This is a genomic window from Mesorhizobium sp. M1409 (assembly GCF_040317535.1).
In the GTDB taxonomy this organism is placed as follows: Bacteria; Pseudomonadota; Alphaproteobacteria; order Rhizobiales; family Rhizobiaceae; genus Mesorhizobium.
In genome coordinates this window covers 20,784-37,710 of record NZ_JAMYKV010000047.1, presented here as the reverse complement: position 1 = coordinate 37,710, position 16,927 = coordinate 20,784, and the positions used below count along the sequence as shown (strand labels likewise).

The 16,927-nt window shown below is 61.6% G+C and carries 19 protein-coding genes; 10 read left to right on the top strand and 9 right to left on the bottom strand.

Going from position 1 to position 16,927, the window contains the following annotated elements; genetic code table 11:
- Positions 1 to 22: 22 nt before the first annotated feature.
- Both NKG99_RS27920 and NKG99_RS27915 read right to left on the bottom strand, forming a co-directional pair.
- Entirely contained in the window at positions 23 to 205 is a 183-nt protein-coding gene (locus tag NKG99_RS27920) for a hypothetical protein (RefSeq protein WP_352872278.1), read from the bottom strand.
- Between the two features lie 247 nt (positions 206 to 452).
- Positions 453 to 1,235, bottom strand: a complete 783-nt coding sequence (locus NKG99_RS27915; RefSeq protein WP_352872276.1) for an IclR family transcriptional regulator — start codon at positions 1,233 to 1,235, stop codon at positions 453 to 455.
- Between the two features lie 233 nt (positions 1,236 to 1,468).
- Between NKG99_RS27915 and NKG99_RS27910 the strand changes: the two genes are divergently transcribed.
- From NKG99_RS27910 to NKG99_RS27875, 8 genes are read left to right on the top strand one after another with little or no spacing between them, the layout of a single operon-like run.
- Positions 1,469 to 3,079, top strand: coding sequence for an ABC transporter substrate-binding protein (locus NKG99_RS27910; protein ID WP_352872274.1), 1,611 nt, complete (start codon positions 1,469 to 1,471; stop codon positions 3,077 to 3,079).
- A gap of 12 nt (positions 3,080 to 3,091) precedes the next feature.
- On the top strand, positions 3,092 to 3,949 hold the full coding sequence (locus tag NKG99_RS27905) for an alpha/beta hydrolase (RefSeq protein ID WP_352872272.1): 858 nt from the start codon (positions 3,092 to 3,094) through the stop codon (positions 3,947 to 3,949).
- Positions 3,946 to 5,559 (top strand): gamma-glutamyltransferase, encoded by a 1,614-nt coding sequence (gene ggt, locus NKG99_RS27900; RefSeq protein WP_352872270.1) that lies wholly within the window; start codon positions 3,946 to 3,948, stop codon positions 5,557 to 5,559. The genes NKG99_RS27905 and ggt overlap by 4 nt, the downstream gene beginning before the upstream one ends.
- Positions 5,560 to 5,617: 58 nt before the next feature.
- Positions 5,618 to 6,595, top strand: a complete 978-nt coding sequence (locus tag NKG99_RS27895; RefSeq protein WP_352872268.1) for an ABC transporter permease — start codon at positions 5,618 to 5,620, stop codon at positions 6,593 to 6,595.
- Between the two features lies 1 nt (position 6,596).
- Positions 6,597 to 7,520, top strand: a complete 924-nt coding sequence (locus tag NKG99_RS27890; RefSeq protein WP_352872267.1) for an ABC transporter permease — start codon at positions 6,597 to 6,599, stop codon at positions 7,518 to 7,520.
- Positions 7,517 to 8,479: an ABC transporter ATP-binding protein gene (locus tag NKG99_RS27885; protein ID WP_352872265.1), complete on the top strand. Its 963-nt coding sequence runs from the start codon at positions 7,517 to 7,519 to the stop codon at positions 8,477 to 8,479. The genes NKG99_RS27890 and NKG99_RS27885 overlap by 4 nt, the downstream gene beginning before the upstream one ends.
- On the top strand, positions 8,476 to 9,531 hold the full coding sequence (locus NKG99_RS27880; RefSeq protein WP_352872263.1) for an ABC transporter ATP-binding protein: 1,056 nt from the start codon (positions 8,476 to 8,478) through the stop codon (positions 9,529 to 9,531). The genes NKG99_RS27885 and NKG99_RS27880 overlap by 4 nt, the downstream gene beginning before the upstream one ends.
- An 18-nt stretch (positions 9,532 to 9,549) precedes the next feature.
- On the top strand, positions 9,550 to 11,430 hold the full coding sequence (locus NKG99_RS27875) for a CocE/NonD family hydrolase (protein ID WP_352872262.1): 1,881 nt from the start codon (positions 9,550 to 9,552) through the stop codon (positions 11,428 to 11,430).
- On the opposite strand, the gene NKG99_RS27870 is transcribed toward NKG99_RS27875, so the two are convergent.
- From NKG99_RS27870 to NKG99_RS36015, 3 genes are read right to left on the bottom strand one after another with little or no spacing between them, the layout of a single operon-like run.
- A complete protein-coding gene (locus tag NKG99_RS27870) occupies positions 11,423 to 11,944 on the bottom strand; it encodes a nuclear transport factor 2 family protein (RefSeq protein WP_352872260.1) in 522 nt (173 codons plus the stop codon). The genes NKG99_RS27875 and NKG99_RS27870 overlap by 8 nt on opposite strands.
- Position 11,945: 1 nt before the next feature.
- Positions 11,946 to 12,842 carry an MBL fold metallo-hydrolase gene (locus NKG99_RS27865; protein WP_352872258.1) on the bottom strand — a complete coding sequence of 299 codons (897 nt, stop codon included), beginning with the start codon at positions 12,840 to 12,842 and terminating at the stop codon, positions 11,946 to 11,948.
- A gap of 22 nt (positions 12,843 to 12,864) precedes the next feature.
- On the bottom strand, positions 12,865 to 13,236 hold the full coding sequence (locus NKG99_RS36015) for a GlcG/HbpS family heme-binding protein (protein ID WP_502911024.1): 372 nt from the start codon (positions 13,234 to 13,236) through the stop codon (positions 12,865 to 12,867).
- A 297-nt stretch (positions 13,237 to 13,533) separates the two neighbouring features.
- Between NKG99_RS36015 and NKG99_RS27855 the strand changes: the two genes are divergently transcribed.
- Positions 13,534 to 14,451, top strand: a complete 918-nt coding sequence (locus NKG99_RS27855) for a LysR family transcriptional regulator (RefSeq protein ID WP_352872255.1) — start codon at positions 13,534 to 13,536, stop codon at positions 14,449 to 14,451.
- Positions 14,452 to 14,667: 216 nt separating this feature from the next.
- Here the strand turns inward: NKG99_RS27855 and NKG99_RS27850 are convergent, their stop codons facing one another.
- The 3 genes from NKG99_RS27850 to NKG99_RS27840 form a co-directional block, all read right to left on the bottom strand.
- On the bottom strand, positions 14,668 to 14,910 hold the full coding sequence (locus NKG99_RS27850) for a hypothetical protein (protein WP_352872254.1): 243 nt from the start codon (positions 14,908 to 14,910) through the stop codon (positions 14,668 to 14,670).
- Between the two features lie 138 nt (positions 14,911 to 15,048).
- A complete protein-coding gene (locus NKG99_RS27845) occupies positions 15,049 to 15,267 on the bottom strand; it encodes a hypothetical protein (RefSeq protein WP_352872252.1) in 219 nt (72 codons plus the stop codon).
- A gap of 95 nt (positions 15,268 to 15,362) precedes the next feature.
- Positions 15,363 to 15,665 carry a DUF1330 domain-containing protein gene (locus NKG99_RS27840; RefSeq protein WP_352872250.1) on the bottom strand — a complete coding sequence of 101 codons (303 nt, stop codon included), beginning with the start codon at positions 15,663 to 15,665 and terminating at the stop codon, positions 15,363 to 15,365.
- Between the two features lie 384 nt (positions 15,666 to 16,049).
- Between NKG99_RS27840 and NKG99_RS27835 the strand changes: the two genes are divergently transcribed.
- Positions 16,050 to 16,298 (top strand): hypothetical protein, encoded by a 249-nt coding sequence (locus NKG99_RS27835; RefSeq protein ID WP_352872248.1) that lies wholly within the window; start codon positions 16,050 to 16,052, stop codon positions 16,296 to 16,298.
- Positions 16,299 to 16,508: 210 nt separating this feature from the next.
- On the opposite strand, the gene NKG99_RS27830 is transcribed toward NKG99_RS27835, so the two are convergent.
- On the bottom strand, positions 16,509 to 16,892 hold the full coding sequence (locus NKG99_RS27830; RefSeq protein WP_352872247.1) for a hypothetical protein: 384 nt from the start codon (positions 16,890 to 16,892) through the stop codon (positions 16,509 to 16,511).
- Between the last annotated feature and the right edge of the window lie 35 nt (positions 16,893 to 16,927).

Here is a 16,927-nt window from a genome sequence, read left to right as displayed (position 1 = left end):
TCCGGGAGGTCGGTTGAATAGGCTAAGCCTCGTCCAAGCAAGGTCCGCTTTTCGAGGATGACGATGTCAAGGTCGGAATCTCGATTGCGCAGAAGCTGGTCGTCATCAGCACGCCGCTTGCACCGCCGCCGATGATTGCAATCGAGCTCGCCGATACCGTGGGGGCGGCCAAATTCCATTTTCGGCGATGGGCGACCGTCATCAACGAGCGATCTCCGTGCGGCTCGCGAGCGCGGGGCGCGACCCGGGAGGGGGGTATAAGGAGAAATCCGACACGCTCCAGTTAGATGTGATTACTAGGCGGCGTCGAGATTGCGTAGACGCTCGACACAGAGCGCCCGCAACACGCGCGCGGCATCCTGGATGGGCCGCCTCCGCCTGCGAGTAGGCGAGCGCCATAGCCAGGAGATTCTCGATCCCAACCGAGCCTTTGCCGAGGGCGCTCGTCTGCATCATTTCATAGCCGGTGAGCGGAAACCGAGAGCGGCAGAAATTCGCTGGGCGGCTTTGGCCACCATTTCACCGAGTTCGCATATGCGTTCTTCTGGTACGCGGTTTTCCGGGGCGGCGATGTTCAGTGCTGCGACTATCTTGCCAGGCGAAGCGAACACAGGCGCGGTGATCGAAATCAGATCGTCGTTGATCTCACCGCGACTGACGAAAAACTTGGCCTTGCGGATTTGCTCGAGCCCGCCCCTTAGAAGCCGAGGATCGGTCACAGTTTTCTTGGTGAAGCGCTTCAAGGGGCCGGAAAGAATGGCCTCGCGCTCCTCGTCATCCATATGGGCCAGGAATGCCTTACTCGAACCAGCATGTAGTGGGCGCCGTCGGCCGACAATCGCGTTGACGCGAAGATCTCGCTTCGGCTCCCATTTGGCGACGCAGAGGCTTTCCTGGTCATCGCGGATTCGCAGTTGTGTGGTTTCGCCGATCTCCTGACCGAGTTCTTCCAGAACAGGGTTTGCAATGCGGATCAGGTCCATCTGTTCGCTAGCGGCGTGGCCGAGCATCAGCGCGGCGAGGCCGAGACGATAGCCCTTTCCATCCGATGACCGCGCCAGCAAGCCGCGCTTCACCAGCGTCTGCAAAAGCCGGAAAGCTCGTGCCTTGCTGTCACCAGAACGCCGCGCGATTTCGGAAACACCAAGATCTGCCTCGCCGGCCACAGTGTGCAACAAACTGATCGCGCGATCGACGGAATCGACCGTGTATCGGGTGTCTGCCTGATCGGTCATTTCTCACTCCCTCCCCAAAACATCTGATTCCGAAGGTTAAATGAGGAATTTCGTTTCGTCCAGTGAAACAACGGTTTATCTGCGTTGACAAACGGAGAAGCTTTCTTTTCAACTCGCTGTCAGGAAGGAGGCCGGCACCGTAAGCGAACCCCCCAACAGGGTCGATGATGGCAAGCGGCAGCGGAAAAGAACTCCTCCGATGGAACTATCCAGAGTGGACACGGAGAAAACCAATGAAGAACCGGACAATATCGCGCCGTGCGCTGATGCAATGGGCGCTCGGCAGTGCCGCCGTCTTGCAAGGCGCCAACTGGACGGGAGTGGGGATGGCCCAAGCTGCGGCGGCAAGCGGCCAGTTGCGGATCGGCATGGCTGCTCCGCCGACGACGCTGGACCCGCATCTGAAGAGCAACGCGCCGAACAACGCGCTTGCCACCCACATCTACGACACGCTTGTCACCAATGACGAAAAATCCGTCTCGAGACCGGGGCTCGCGACGGCCTGGCGCGTGGTCGACGACACCCATTGGGAGTTCGACCTGCGGCCGGACGTGCGCTTCAGCGACGGCGAGCCGCTCACGGTAGACGACATCGTCGTCTCATTCGACCGGGCCAACACAATCGAAAGCACCGCGTCCTTCCGGACCTACACGCGCAACATCAAGTCGATCACCTCACCCCAACCCGGCAAGCTTCTCATCGAAACCAAGCAGCCGGAGCCGCTTTTGCCCAATTCCCTCAGTCGCATTCGCATCATCCGCGCCAAGTTCAAGGATACCGCGAGCGATCAGTTCAACAACGGCACCGCGGCGATCGGCACCGGCCCGTATGTGCTGAAGGAATATGTTTCCGGCAACCGTGTCGCGCTTTCCGCCAATCCCAACTACTGGGGACCGAAGCCTGCCTTGCCGGACGTCGAGCTTCGCATCGTCACCGATGCCGGCGCGCGGCTTGCGAACCTGCTCGCCGGCGATCTCGATCTGGTCGAACAGGTGCCCTATGAAGGCGTTGCTCGCGTCGAAGAGGACGAACGTTTTCATATCATCCGCGGCGTCTCGAGCCGGGTCGTCTTCTTTTCCCTGGACACGTTCCGAGACGTCACGCCCTTCATCACTGGCAAGGACGGCAAGCCGCTCGACCGCAACCCGCTGAAGGATCTGCGCGTGCGGCAGGCGCTGTCCATGGCGATCGACCGCGGCGCCATTGTGGAGCGCTTGATGCAGGGCAATGCCATTGTCGCTTCGCAGTTCCTGCCTGCCGGCGCCCCGGGCACTTCGGCTGCTATCAAACCCGTTCCATTCGACACTGCAAAAGCCAAGGCCCTGCTCGCCGAAGCTGGCTACCCCGAGGGCTTCCGACTGACTATCCACGGGCCCAACGATCGTATCGTCAACGACTCCAAGATCGTGCAGGTGGTGGCCCAGATGCTCACCCGCATCGGCTTGAAGGTCAGCGTGGACGTCATGCCCTGGTCGGTTTATGCCGACAAAGCGGATGCGCATACGTTCAGCTTCAATCTGGATTCTTGGGGCGTAAACACAGGCGAGACTTCGAACCCGCTGACGGCGCTGATTGCGACGCAAAATTCCGACGCTGGTCTGGGCATCGCCAATTCGGGCCGCTACTCCAATCCCGACGTTGATGCCAAGCTCGCCGTGGCCAAGCGGACGCTCGATGATGCCAAGCGCGAAAAGATGCTGTCGGAAATTAGCGAGATTGTCTTCAACGATGTCGCCCTGATCCCGATGCACCACGAGGTTCTCGTGGTGGCTGCCCGCAAGGATATTCAGTTCACGACGCGGGCCGATCAGTACACGCTGGCCATGAACGCCAAGACTGCCTGAGGAGTTGTCGACTTGACGAGCATTACCACTGGGTTCGTTGCAGATCGCGGTCGCGCTATCTATGATCTTGGCGCGACCGCAATCTTTGCTTCCAAATCAGATCCGCGCTTTCACTATTGTCTCTATGTACCGCGCTCGGTCGGAGACGGCGCCAAGGTCGATCTGCTGGTTGCCATGCACGGCACCGGCCGAACCTCCTTCCTGGACTTCCGAGACGGTTTCGCTGAGTTCGGGCGCTGGAATGACTGCGCCATTTTGTGCCCGGTATTTCCAATGGGCGTTCTGGGCGATGGTGCCCGCAGTGGTTACAAATACATGCTGGAGGGCGAGATCCGCTACGATCAGGCGCTGCTCGCCATCGTCGAGGAAGTCAGTGTCAAATACCGTCAGGACTGGAGCCACTTCGCTATGTTCGGCTTTTCCGGCGGCGGGCATTTCACGCATCGTTTCGCCATTCTGCATCCCTATCGGCTGTGGGCGGCTTCGATCGGCGCGCCCGGCTCGGTGACCCTGCTCGACCCGACCCGGGACTGGTGGGTAGGCATTCGCGATCTTCCAGAGAAGTTCGGTATCACCTTCAACGCCGCCGCACTGGCCAACGTGCCTGTCCAGATGATTGTCGGCGACGCTGATCTGGAGACTTGGGAAATCACGCATCGTGAAGGCGGGCCCCACTGGCTACCCGGAGCCAACGATGCCGGCCGCACGAGGCCGGAACGCCTCAGGGCATTGTGTCAATCGTTCGAGCAAGTGGGCGTGCGCGTCCGCTTCGATTTGCTGCCGGGGGTCTCGCACGACCGATTGGAGGTTCTTGATCCCGTCCAGGATTTCCTCGCAGAAGAACTCAAGCAACGACGGAACGCGTCGTGATGAATGCAATGATCGTTGCCCCACAGCCCGAAGCGGTGGAGGCAGGCGCCCTTGTGCTCAAGCGCGGCGGCAACGCCGTCGATGCGGCGATTGCCTGCGCTTTCATGCAGGGCGTCGTGGATCCACAAATGTCCGGCCTTGGGGGCTTTGGCTCGATGCAGGTCTATATGCCACGGCGCGGCGTGCACGAGGTGCTTGAGTTCTATGCAAGGGCGCCGCTCAAGGCCTCCCCGGATATGTGGAGCGAACTGCTGGTCGGCCAATCGCGTGACGGTTTCGCTTTTCTGCTGGAAGGCGGCATCAGCGAGGTCGGCTATCTCGCCGTTTGCACTCCGGGCAGCGTCAAGGGTTACGCCGAGGCGCTGGAGAGATACGGCACCTTCGATTGGGCCGACGTCATCGCACCCGCGGCCGGGCAGGCGAGGCGAGGTTTCATGGTCCGTCCGCATGTCCATTGGTATTGGGCGCAGGACGGAGTCGATACCGGCGAAGTGCGGACCCTCGACAAGCTGGGTTTCAGCAAGACCGGACGCGCCATTTATTTCCGCGCCGACGGCACGGTGAAGCTGCCGGGCGACATCGTCGTCAACGCCGACCTCGCGCACACGTTGGAGCGCATCGCTGCAGCTGGCCCTGATATCTTCTACAAGGGCGAGATCGCCGACGAAATCGCAGCCGACATGGCCGCGAATGGAGGCCTGATCGAGAAAGACGACCTGGCTAACTATCAGCTCTCTATCGCCGAGCCACTCTGGGGGGAGTATCGCGGCTACGGCATCGCGACCAGCCCGCCGCCCGCCAGCGGCATATCCATGCTGCAACTGCTCCATACCCTTGAGCATTTTGACATCGGTGCCCTGGGCCACGGCAGCACCGAGCATGTCATCGTACTGGCAGAAGCGATGAAACGCATGACCAACGACAAGGATCGACACCTCGGCGATCCAGCCTATGTCGATGTGCCGGTCGGGCGTCTTTTGTCCCGGGAGTATTGCGGTCAAATGGCCGACGAGATCAAGGCTGGGGTTCGGGCCCAAGTCCAGCGAGTGGAGGACCGGTCGCCGCGCGAGACGACGCATATCTCGGTGATTGACCGGGAAGGGAATGCCGTCGCATTGACCCACACGCTGGGCAGTCCGTCGGGAGCGATCACCGATGGCTTGGGTTTCATGTATAACGGAACGATGAGCCGCTTCGATCCGAGGCCGGGCAGGGCAGGATCGCTGGCTCCTGGCAAACGGCGAGCCAGCTCAGCGGCGCCCACTATTGTCTTCAAGGATGACCGGCCGGTAATTGTGATGGGAGCGCCGGGCGGCAGCTATATCGCGCCATCGATGGCCCAAGGCCTGATGAACATCATTGATTTCGGCATGAGCATGCCGGAAGCGGTGGCCGCCCCGCGGATCGTGGCGGTGTCGAACACGATCGACGTCTCCAACCGCGTTCCACGCTATGTCACCGACGAAATCGAGGGCAAGGGCTACGAGGTGAAGCGCTCCTGGCAAAGTTACGCCTTTGCCGCTCTTCACGGAATCCAGATCGAGGACGGAGTTTGTCGCGGCGGCGCCGATCCGCAACGCGATGGCATGGCTATGGCGGTGCCGGCGTGACGCGTTTCGTACACGCGACCTGCAACAGTTCCCGGCAGGCAAGCTGGGGTAGGTCGTCATGATCGCCGCCATCGTGCGTCGTCTGTTCCAGGCCGCATTGGTCATGTTTGCCATGACCGTCATCGTCTTCATCGCGGTCAATGTCATCGGCGATCCGGTCGATATCCTGATCTCGCCTGACGCCGACCAGATCGAGCGAGCGCGCGTCGTCCAGGCCCTTGGCCTCGACCTGCCGCTTTGGCAGCAATATTTCCGCTTCCTCCAAGCCGCGCTGCATGGCGATCTCGGCCAGAGCTACGTCTACAACGAACCGGCGATCAGGGTGATCTTGGAGCGGCTGCCGGCAACGCTTGAACTGGCCGTTTCGGCGATACTCATAGCGACCGTCGTCGGCGTGCCGCTCGGCCTCTATGCCGGGCTGCGGCCGGATGGCATCGTTAGTCGCATCATCATGACGGTCAGCATTCTTGGTTTCTCGCTGCCGACCTTCTGGGTCGGGCTGGTGCTGATCATGCTTTTTGGCGTGCAGCTCGGATGGCTGCCGAGCGGCGGACGCGGGCAGACCGCCGAGCTGTTCGGCGTCCAGTGGGCATTCCTGACAAAAGACGGGCTTGCCCATCTGGTCCTGCCGGCGGTCAACCTCGCTCTGTTCGATGCCTGCCTCATCCTGCGCCTGACACGCGCCGGTGTCGCCGAAGTCCTGCCGCTCGACTACATCAAGTTTGCACGAGCCAAGGGCCTCAAGGAATCGCGCGTCATCGGCGTCCATGTCTCGAAGAACATCATGATCCCGGTGGTGACCATCGTCGGCCTGGAATTCGGTTCGATCGTCGCCTTCTCGGTCGTTACCGAAAGTGTGTTCAGTTGGCCCGGAATGGGCAAGCTGATCATCGACAGCATCAACGTGCTCGATCGCCCCATCATCACGGCCTACCTGATGGCAATCGTCGTCTTCTTCGTCATCATCAATCTCGTCGTCGATCTCACTTACACCGCGCTCGACCCTCGGGTGCGGCTTCAGGGCGAGGGGTCGTGAGATGAGCATCGACACCTTGCCGCCGCCACTGCCGACCGAGGTTGAAAAAGGTGAGGAGCCGCCGTTCCGGCTCCTCGTGCGGGCATTCTTCCGCTCGCCTATGGCTGTCGTCGGTCTGGTGCTGCTGACGGCGATCGTTCTGCTGGCGCTTTTCGCGCCGCTCATAGCGCCGCAGAACCCCTATGACCTCAGTCAACTGGATATCATGGACAGCCGCCTGCCGCCCGGCTCGCAATCGATGGCCGGCATGACCTACTGGCTCGGCACCGACGACCAAGGCCGCGATATGCTTTCCGGCATCATCTACGGCTTGCGCATATCCCTCGGTGTCGGCGTCAGTTCAGCGCTCTTCGCAGCGCTGTTCGGCGCTTCGCTCGGTCTGCTCGCCGCCTATATCGGCGGCCGCACCGAGACGGTGATCATGCGCATCGTCGACCTGCAACTCTCCTTCCCGTCCATCCTCGTCGCCCTGATGATCCTTGCCTTTCTCGGCAAGGGGGTGCTCAACGTCGTACTCGCTTTGGTGATTGTCGAATGGGCGACCTATGCGCGCGCCGCGCGCGGCACCGCATTGACGGAGCGGCGCAAGGAATACATGGAAGCCGCGGAATCGCTGGCCATTCCGCGATGGCGTATCCTGTTCGTCCATCTGCTGCCGAACTGCTTGCCGCCGCTGATCGTGATCGCGACGGTGCAGGTGGCGCGCGCCATCGCCTTGGAGGCGACCTTGTCCTTTCTCGGTCTCGGCGTGCCGATCACCGAGCCGAGCCTTGGTCTGTTGGTCTCCAACGGTTACCAGTACATGCTCTCCGGCATGACATGGATCAGCTTCTATCCAGGGGTGGCGCTTTTGGTAACCGTGGTGGCGATCAACCTCGTCGGCGATCGGCTTCGCGACGTGCTCAATCCGCGGGGGCGAGCATGAGTGGGGCACTGCTGGAAGTTCGCGATCTGCGGACCCATTTCGGATCGGCAAAAGCCGTCGACGGCGTCTCCTTCAGCGTCGCGCGCGGCGAGGTTCTGGGTCTCGTCGGCGAAAGCGGCTCGGGCAAGTCGGTCACTGGCTTTTCGATCATCGGTCTGGTTGATCCGCCTGGGACGATTGTCGGTGGCCAGATCGTGTTCGCCGGACGCGACATCACCCGCTCCAGCCGCGAGGAGATGCGTGCGCTGCGCGGGCGCCGCATGGCCATGATCTTCCAGGATCCGATGATGACCCTGAACCCGGTCCTGCGCATCGATACGCAGATGATCGAAGCGGTGCAGGCGCATGAAGATGTCTCACGAGCCGACGCCAGGGCGCGGGCCCGCGATGCGCTGGGTATGGTGGGAATTCCGAGCCCGGATGAGCGGTTGCAGGCCTATCCCCATCAGTTTTCCGGCGGCATGCGTCAGCGCGTCGTCATCGCTATCGCGCTGCTGCACCGGCCGGACTTCATCATCGCCGACGAGCCCACCACGGCGCTCGACGTGACGATCCAGGCGCAGATCCTGGCCGAGATGCAAAAGCTCGTGGCGCAGAACAACACGTCGCTGATATGGATCACGCATGATCTCGCCGTCGTCTCGCGGCTCGCCGACCGGATCGCCGTGATGTATGCGGGCCGCATCGTCGAATCCGGCCCGGTGTCGGACGTTCTCGCCCGTCCGCTGCACCCTTATACCGCCGGTCTGATCGACTCCGTTCCCAGCCGCAACCAGCGCGGCGAGCGGCTTCGGCAGATCCCCGGAATGGCGCCCAGTGTTGCGCGGCTGCCGACTGGATGCGCTTTCGCCCCGCGCTGCGCCCGTGCCGAGGCGATGTGTGCCGAGGCGGTGCCACTGTTCACTGCTGGCACACGCGAGCACCGCTGCGTTCATCCCTTACCGGAGCTCCGCATATGATCTCCTCCACTCCGGTTGCGGCAAATGTCCAAAGCGCCTCGGCCGGTTCTGCCGAGGCGGTGCCGCTGATCGAGCTGAACGACATTTTCCACAGCTTCGGCACGCGGCCAGACCTCGCCGCCCGTCTGGCAATCTCGCTCAAACTCGCCAAACCGGCAGCAAGGGTGCAGGCGGTCGATAGCGTCAGCCTCACCGTTCGCAGGGGCGAGGTTCTGGGCCTCGTCGGCGAATCGGGATGCGGCAAGTCCACCCTCGGGCGGATCGTCGCCGGCATCGTATCGCCCACCAGGGGATCGGTATCGTGGCGCGGCAAGGATATGAGGGCGCTCCCGCCTTCCGAGCGGCGTGAAGCCAAACTGCGCGTGCAGATGATATTCCAGAACCCCTATGCGTCGCTCAATCCGCGCCGCAAAGCGGCCGATATCGTCGGCGAGGCGCCGCGCGTTCACGGGCTGGTCAAGGGCGATCTCGGCACCTTTGTCGATGAACAGTTCCGACGTGCCGGCCTCGATCCGGCGCTGAAGCACCGCTTTCCGCATCAGTTCAGCGGCGGTCAGCGCCAGCGGATCGGCATCGCGCGCGCTCTGGCCGTGCAGCCGGAATTTCTCGTCTGCGATGAGGCCGTTGCCGCTCTGGACGTCTCGATCCAGGCGCAAATCCTCAATCTCTTCATGGACCTGCGCGAGAGGCTGAACCTTACCTACCTGTTCATCAGCCACGATCTCGGGGTGGTCGAGCACATCTCCGATCGCGTGGCGATCATGTATCTCGGCCGCATCGTCGAAGAGGCTCCGGCCGAGGAGATCTTTGCACGGGCCAACCACCCCTACACGCAGGCGCTTCTCGCCGAGGTGCCGCGGATCGAAACCACCAAACGCAGCTTTGCCGCGATCAACGGTGAATTGCCGAGCCCGCTGTCGCCGCCGAGCGGATGTCATTTCCACCCGCGCTGCCCGCACGCGATGCCTCGCTGCCGGACCGAAGCGCCCCGCCTGAAGGTGGTTGCTGCCGGACACAAGAGCGCATGCCACCTCAATGACGCTGCTGCCTGAACGCCTTGGAATTTTTAGATGACCGACCTCCAGGCACTCCAGTCCGTGACCGATGACATGGTCCTCTGCCGCGACGTCATGGTGACGATGCGCGATGGCGTAAGACTGGCGACCGACATCTACCGACCGGCAAGGGGAGGCCGCGCGCTGGACCGGTCAGCTCCCGTCATCATCGAACGGACGCCTTATGGCAAGGCGATGGCGTCGCGCGCCGAGCTCGAAGTCGGCATGACCGAACCGATGGATCGCGCGACAGTCGCCGAGCATTTCGTGCGCCATGGTTACATCGTCATCTATCAGGACTGCCGCGGCCGCTACGGCTCGGAAGGAGAGTTCGTCAAATATCTCTCAGAAGGTCCGGACGGCTACGACACGCTCGCATGGATCGCGGCCCAGCCCTGGTGCAACGGCCGGATCGGTACCATGGGCCTTTCCTACGCCGCGCATACCCAAATGGCGGCGGCGTGCCTTGCGCCGCCCGCTCTTGCAACCATGATCCTCGATTCCGGCGGGTTCTCGAACGCCTTCACCTGCGGCATCCGCCAAGGCGGCGCGTTCGAGCTGAAACAGGCGACTTGGGCCTACCGGGAAGCCCGCGAGAGCGCCGTTGCCGCCGGCGACGAGTTGGCCCGAAAGGCGATCGACGCCGAGAACCTGCATCGCTGGTTTGGCAAAATGCCCTGGTCGGAGGGCCGTTCCCCGCTCCGCTGGGCTCCGGACTACGAGGCTTATCTGCTGGAGCAGTGGCGGCACGAGACCTTCGACGATTTCTGGAAGCAGGCCGGCATTCATGCGGCGGGCTTCTACGACGCCATCCCCGACATTCCGATCGCCCTGATGTCGAGCTGGTTCGACGTCTATGTCTCGACGACGTTCGAGAATCTGGCAGGCCTTGCCAGCAATGGCAAACGGCCGCTCTCCATGATCATGGGTCCGGGCTTGCATGGCGACCGGAATCTGACCTTTGCCGGCGACGTCGACTTCGGACCGAACGCTCCGCTCGGCGGCAATGTGGCAGCAAGCTGGCTGGAGTTTCGTCGCCGCTGGTTCGATCGCTGGCTGAAGTGTGGGCCGCAGAACGATCTCGACAAGGAGCCGATCCGTCTTTTTGTCATGGGCGGGGGAAAGGGCACGAAAAATGAAGCGGGCCGTCTCGATCACGGCGGGCGCTGGATCAGGGCTCAAAAATGGCCGCTGCCCAATGTGGAGGAGCTAAGCTACTACTTGCATCGCGAGGGCAGGCTCTCGAAGTCCCTTCCTGCGCCCGACGACCCGCCGCTGAGCTATGATTTCGATCCCGCCGATCCAGTCCCGACCATAGGCGGCGCGCTGACAAGCGGCCAACCGATCTTCGCTGGCGGCGGCTTCGACCAGAGGGAGGACGAGAGGTTCTTCGGCTGCCGAAATTTCGGCCTGCCGCTTTCTGCCCGCCTCGACGTCCTTTCGTTCGAGACAGAGCCGCTGGTCAACGATCTGACCGTGCTTGGCAAGGTGGCAGTGGAGCTCTGGGCGGCGACCGATGCGCCTGACACCGATTTTACGGCGAAGCTGATCGACGTTCATCCACCGAGCGCGGACTATCCGACGGGCTTTGCCTTGAACCTGACCGACGGGATTTTCCGATGCCGGTTCCGGCATTCATTCGAAAGAGCCGAGCTGGTGAGGCCAGGTGAGATCATGCGGCTTCGCATCGAGCTGTTTGCAACCGCCAACCTGTTTCGTGCCGGCCACCGGCTACGGCTGGACATATCCTCGAGCAATTTTCCAAAGTTCGACGTCAATCCGAATACCGGTGAACCAGCTGGCTTCGGTCGTAGCCGTCAGGCGGCGCGCAATACGGTTTTTCTCGATGAGATGCGACCCTCGCGGTTGATCATGGATAAGATTGACATCAACTAACGGCACGCGTTTGGGCGCGACCGCTACTGTCGAACCTTCGACCGGACACGTCCTTGACCGGATCGCATCTGGTCATGAAATTTTGCCGGGCGGCGCGGATGTTGTCTTCGAATGCGGTCCTCCAGGGAACCGTGGGGCGGGCCGTTTTTGACGAGCCGTGACGTGGATTTGGTGGGCGGCTGATGGTCAGCCCTTCTGCGAAGAGATGGGCAAAGGCGGCGTGCATCGGCTTGCCTGTTGGCTTGTAGGTTCCGGAGTAGACCCCGAAGGCGGCGACACGGTCGCCGTCTTCGAGATAGATGTGAACGTCGGCGCGATAGCCGATCCATTCCGTGGCGAGGCGCCGGAAGACGCCGGCGATGATCTTTTCCGCGCCGACATATGTCCCGGCGTATGGGAAACCCTCGGCTTCGGTCCACCGCGCGTCGGGGGCGAGAGCGGCCAGCAGGTTGCGTCCGTTGTCTTCCGAGGCCCCCTCATAGGTGGCGCGGATCAGATCGAGATTGGCTCCCATCTCAGCCCCACTTCATTTCGCCGGTGGCAACCTTGGAGCCGATGTCGAGCGCGACCCCCATGCCGAGGCCGGGGAAGCGGGCTTCCATAGCGCTCTTGAGCGCGGCCGCGTCCTTGGCCTTGGCCAGTTCTTCCTCGAATGCAATGAGATAGGTCTTGGTGTGCTCAACGCCCGAGAGGTCGGTAGGGGTCTGTGGCGTCATATGACCGGCAACCACTATCGCCGGCTTGCGCGCCGCGATCTTTTCGAGATTGGCGATCCATGCCGCACGCTGTTCCTTAGTCGGCGTGTCGGCGGTCCAGACATGTACGCCGCCAAAGATCATGACGCCGCCGCACACCGCGTTCAGCGACGGCACGAAGAGATAGCGCCGATTGGCGAGGCCTTCGGCGCTGACGATCTCGATGGTCTCGCCATCGACGGTGAGCGTCTTGTCGTCGAACGCTTCGGGGATGACGACATCGGCGAGCGCCTGCGGGCCGTTCTCCTTGAGCTGCGGCCCCCAGACGGCGAGCTTCTTGTCGACACTGCCCTTGATGGCGGTCACCGTCTCGGAGGCAGCGATCACGCGTGCGTCGGGGAAAGCCTCCTTGATCGGCTTCAGGCTGAAATAGTAGTCCGGGTCGGACTGGCTGATATAGATGGTGGTGAGCTTCTTTCCCGTCGCCTTGATCGCCTCGGCCAGGGCCTTGCCATCGGGGAATGTGAAGCCGCCGTCGATCAGCACGGCTTCAGTGGCTCCGGAGACCAGAACAGGGGCCCGGAAGAAGCCGTTTTCCCCGGCGGGAAAATGCTTCCAGGAAAGTCGTGCGGCAGCATGGCCAAGCCCTGCGGGAGCAAACACGGCAGCGGCGCCGGCGGCGAGGGTCGTTTTCAAGATGGTTCTCCTGGTAAACATGGATGTCTCCTTGATTTTGGTTTCAGGGCATGGATTTCAGATATGGCGGGGTGCTAGGGAAGCAGGCCTTTGCACCGGCATTCGCAACGGCGCCGTCATCCGGCAGCATGCCGCCACTGGCGCCGATCGCTCCGACGACCTTGTTGTCGACGATCAGCGGTACGCCGCCTTCGACCGGAAAGGCGCCCGGCACCCCAAGCAAACTGATCTGGTTTTGAGTGACGATCAGATCCTGGATGGCCTTGGTCGGAGACCTGATCCCGTTGGCCGCCTTGGCCTTTCCAATCGCCGCATCGATCGTGCCGATGCCGGCCTGGTTGCCGCGTTCCAGATAGACAAGGTTGCTCCCGGAATCGACGATGGCAATGGTCATGTCGAGGTTGCGCTTGCGCATCTCCGTCGCGGCGGCTTGCGCCGCCTGCTTGGCCAGCTCGATGCTGATGGGAGCGCCATAGGGCAGGTTCTGGGCAAAGCCGGGTGTGCCGGTCAGAAGAACCGAAAGGGCAAGAACTACGCACGGGATTTGTTTGGTCGTCATCTCACGGCCTGTGCTGGTCTGGGGTAACGCGAGCGAACGTCTTGATGGGCGAAAATATGCCACGCGCGCATCGATTGATAAGACCAACAAAATAGACATAATGTATGCTATGGCCATACAATACGGCTGGAGCCGATCTGCTTTGGGCTATGCATGAACCTCAATAGGCTGGCGTACTTCGCGGCGGTCGTCGATGCCGGCTCCTTCACCCAGGCCGCCGAGCGGCTGGGCATCACCAAGGCGGTTGTGAGCCAGCAGGTCGCGCGGCTGGAGCGCGATGTGGGAACGACGCTGCTGATCCGCACGACGCGACGAGTCCAACCGACAGAGGCGGGTCGGGCATTGCATGCCCGTTGCCTCCTGATCCTGCGCGAGGCGGAGGATGCCTTTGGCGAGCTTGAGCAGGCCGCCGCCGAGCCGGCCGGCACGCTGCGGATCGCAGCACCAAACGACTACGGCACGTGTGCGGTCGTCCCGGTGGTGACCGCCTTCAGCGCGCGTTACCCCGCCTGTCGCGTGGAATTGGAACTTGATGACGAGATGATCAACCTCGTTTCCGGCAGGATGGACTTAGCGATCCGCGTCGGCTGGCTTGCCGATTCCAGCCTCCAGGCGCGACGGATCGGCACCTTCCGGCAACTCTTGGTATGCGGCGCGGGCTTCGCTGGGCAGATGGCGACTACCGAACCGGAAGGTCTTGCCCGGCTGCCCTTCGTCGCCAACACGGCGCTGCGTGAGCCGCTGCTGTGGCAATTTTCGCGTGGCGACCTCGAACATCACGCCGTGCACATGCAGGCAACAATCTCGATCAATGCCACACCGGCAGTGCTGTCGGCCGTCCGCACCGGCGGTGGCCTGTCGGTTCTGCCGGATTTCCTGGTGAGCGATGACTTGGCCGCGGGCCGCCTCGTCCACGTCTTGCCCGAATGGGTGCTGCCCTCCGGAGGCATCTACACGGTCTACCCCGCTGCGCGGTTCCGGCCACCCAAGGTAACCAGTTTCGTCGAGATGCTCATGGCGGCTGAGCGGCAGACGGGTTCAGGTCCGCAGGGTCGGGCACACGCGCCCTAGCAAGCTGTTGGAGAATCCCTTTGCAGACAACGACTCATCGTTGCAGACCTGTGGCGAGTTCATTCTAAACTTCACTGGTTCGGCCAAAGTAAGATATGCGTACGCCCGCTTTGCCCATCGGCGCGGCCCATCTGGTCTCAGATTGCCGGGACAAAGTGCCCGAGAACTCCTCCCCGGCCATGCGGCTCGACACCCAACGCCAACGAGGTGCCGGGCCTAACCGACGAGCTGTCTGTGAACTAGCCCGCCGGTGATGCGCTGGTCGGTCACGCCCCGGACGAACTCGTCGAGCTGCAGGCGTATTCGCTGGCCTTCCGCGAAGGCTAGGGCGAGCGATTCCAGGTCGAATGATCGAGTTAGTCCCTGATCTTCCTCGACCACACGGACGAACCATTCGCCACAGGCTTCGACCACTTCGATGCAAGGATGACCCTTGCCGTTGGCTATGTCACTATCCATCGCATTGCCTCCCGCAATATGAGGACAATCGCGAATTTATATGAGTGCTCAAATCGACCACAAGGCTTGGTACAGATCGTACAAATCGCAAGGAGCGCAACCTGGTTGGAAGCCTGATCGATCGACGGTGAAGATGGTCTAGTCGTTATAGCCTAGATATGCCTTCACCCGCCCCAGATCGCGCCCATCCGAATTTCTGGAGCTGTAGTCCCAGTCGATCTCCCAAAACCCTGTTTTCTCCATGGCCTCGGTTGCCCGGACCCGCTCCGACATGTCGGGAAATAGCTCTTTCAGAAGTGCATTGACAGCTTCGACTCCGCCCTCGCGGTAGGCCTGCTTATAGATATCGTCGGTCATTTGCGCGCCTTCCCAAAAAACAGCAATCGCGCCAGGTGAGCACTAAAGACGACCGGCTTGTGTCTGATGACGGCGAGAGTGAAACCACGACATCGTCATACATTGGGTGTTGCGACCCCCTCAAGCGCAATGATCCTGGTGTTGGCGCAACGCTTGCGAATTTCGATAAGGCGGGCGTATTCCGGCGAATTATACCAGCCCATCAATGACGCCATGTCGGGGAATTCGATAATAACCAAACGGTGTGGCTCCCAATCGCCTTCCAAAACCTTAGTCGCACCGCCACGACCCAGGTATCGACCACCGTAACGCTCTTCGGTGGCAGGCACATCCCGCCGGTATTCCTCGAACTCGGCAGCGTCTTTTATGTCTACATCCGCGATCAAATAGGCCGCCATTTGTGCTCCCTCACTCTAGCAGGGGCGAACCTTGCGCGCTCCCAGCTTAGCCCTAGGATGCCAGCCGCGCATGGCGTTTTCACGTTTCGCTTACATTAGCACGAATGCATATTTATGCTAGCCGAGTGCGCGGTTGGCGCCGCTCTCCTGTTCTCTTCAGGTGACGAGCGAACGCAGCATTCCGGACCTCACCGAAGGGGATGAAGCGGTCGGCGACGCGATGCGTCAATGTCGACGCGTGAAGCGCACGCGGCGAGGAAGATTTGCGGCACGCCTCGCAGCAAGATTTCAGTGAAGAACCGTAAGGGCCGACTTGCCGGCTAGCCCGAGATCAGGAATATAATCCTCTAGTTGCGGCGAAACCCTTCAACGGAGATCGCTACTATGGCCAGGACCAAACCATCCAAACACCTCTCACAGGCTGAAATCGAGTGCTTTCTGGTGGCAGCGGAAGCGCTGCACAAGAGCATCGTGAAGCCGCTTCTATCGCCTATGAGCGAGCATTACCGGGCGCTGCACAACACGCATGAGGCGCTGCTGAAGACGGTCAAGGACATCACCGGCAAGAATGCGCCGTTCATACAATGGAACACCACAGGACCGGTGCGGCCAGCGCCGACCAAACCGGCTTGACGGAACATTAGCGATCTCTAACTAATTTGTGCTATGGCAGACGATGCTCACCCCATTGCTGCTGATGATTGGGATCTTCACCGGCTCCCGATCGGCCCGCGCCTCCCGCAAGTGGCGCGGGCTTCAATTGTGCAGGAGATGCGAGATCGACCAGCCGGCCACACTTATGTCGTGAGCGTCTTCGACAAACCGTACTGGCGCACCACGGCGCTAGTCTCGGGGCCTGCTGGGTGGGAGGAGCACCTTCAAGGGAAGGGATGGATTTGCGGTGCTGGCCTGAGGCTGCGGGTTCGTTGCCTGCGCAATCTGTTGTCTTTGGTAAGCAACAATTGTGACGTAGCCCGCGATCGAGGCAACGATCGCGAATAGCAGAAGCATCGTGGCGATGACGAGCCCGCGCCGTCCCGGTCGCGACTTTGGGAGGTCCGCTGCTGCTTCGGAATAATTCGAGACGGGCTCGTTTGGCTGCGGCAGGTGGGCAGGCTCAGGATCGGGAAACTTACGATCGAGCGCGGCCTGCTTCCGACGCGTTTCCTCGTCAAATTGATATTTGCGTGCACCACGCCAGTTTGCCTGGAACTCTTCTTTTGCCATCGTCTCCAACTAGCCGCCGCTGTCTATGCCGCCGC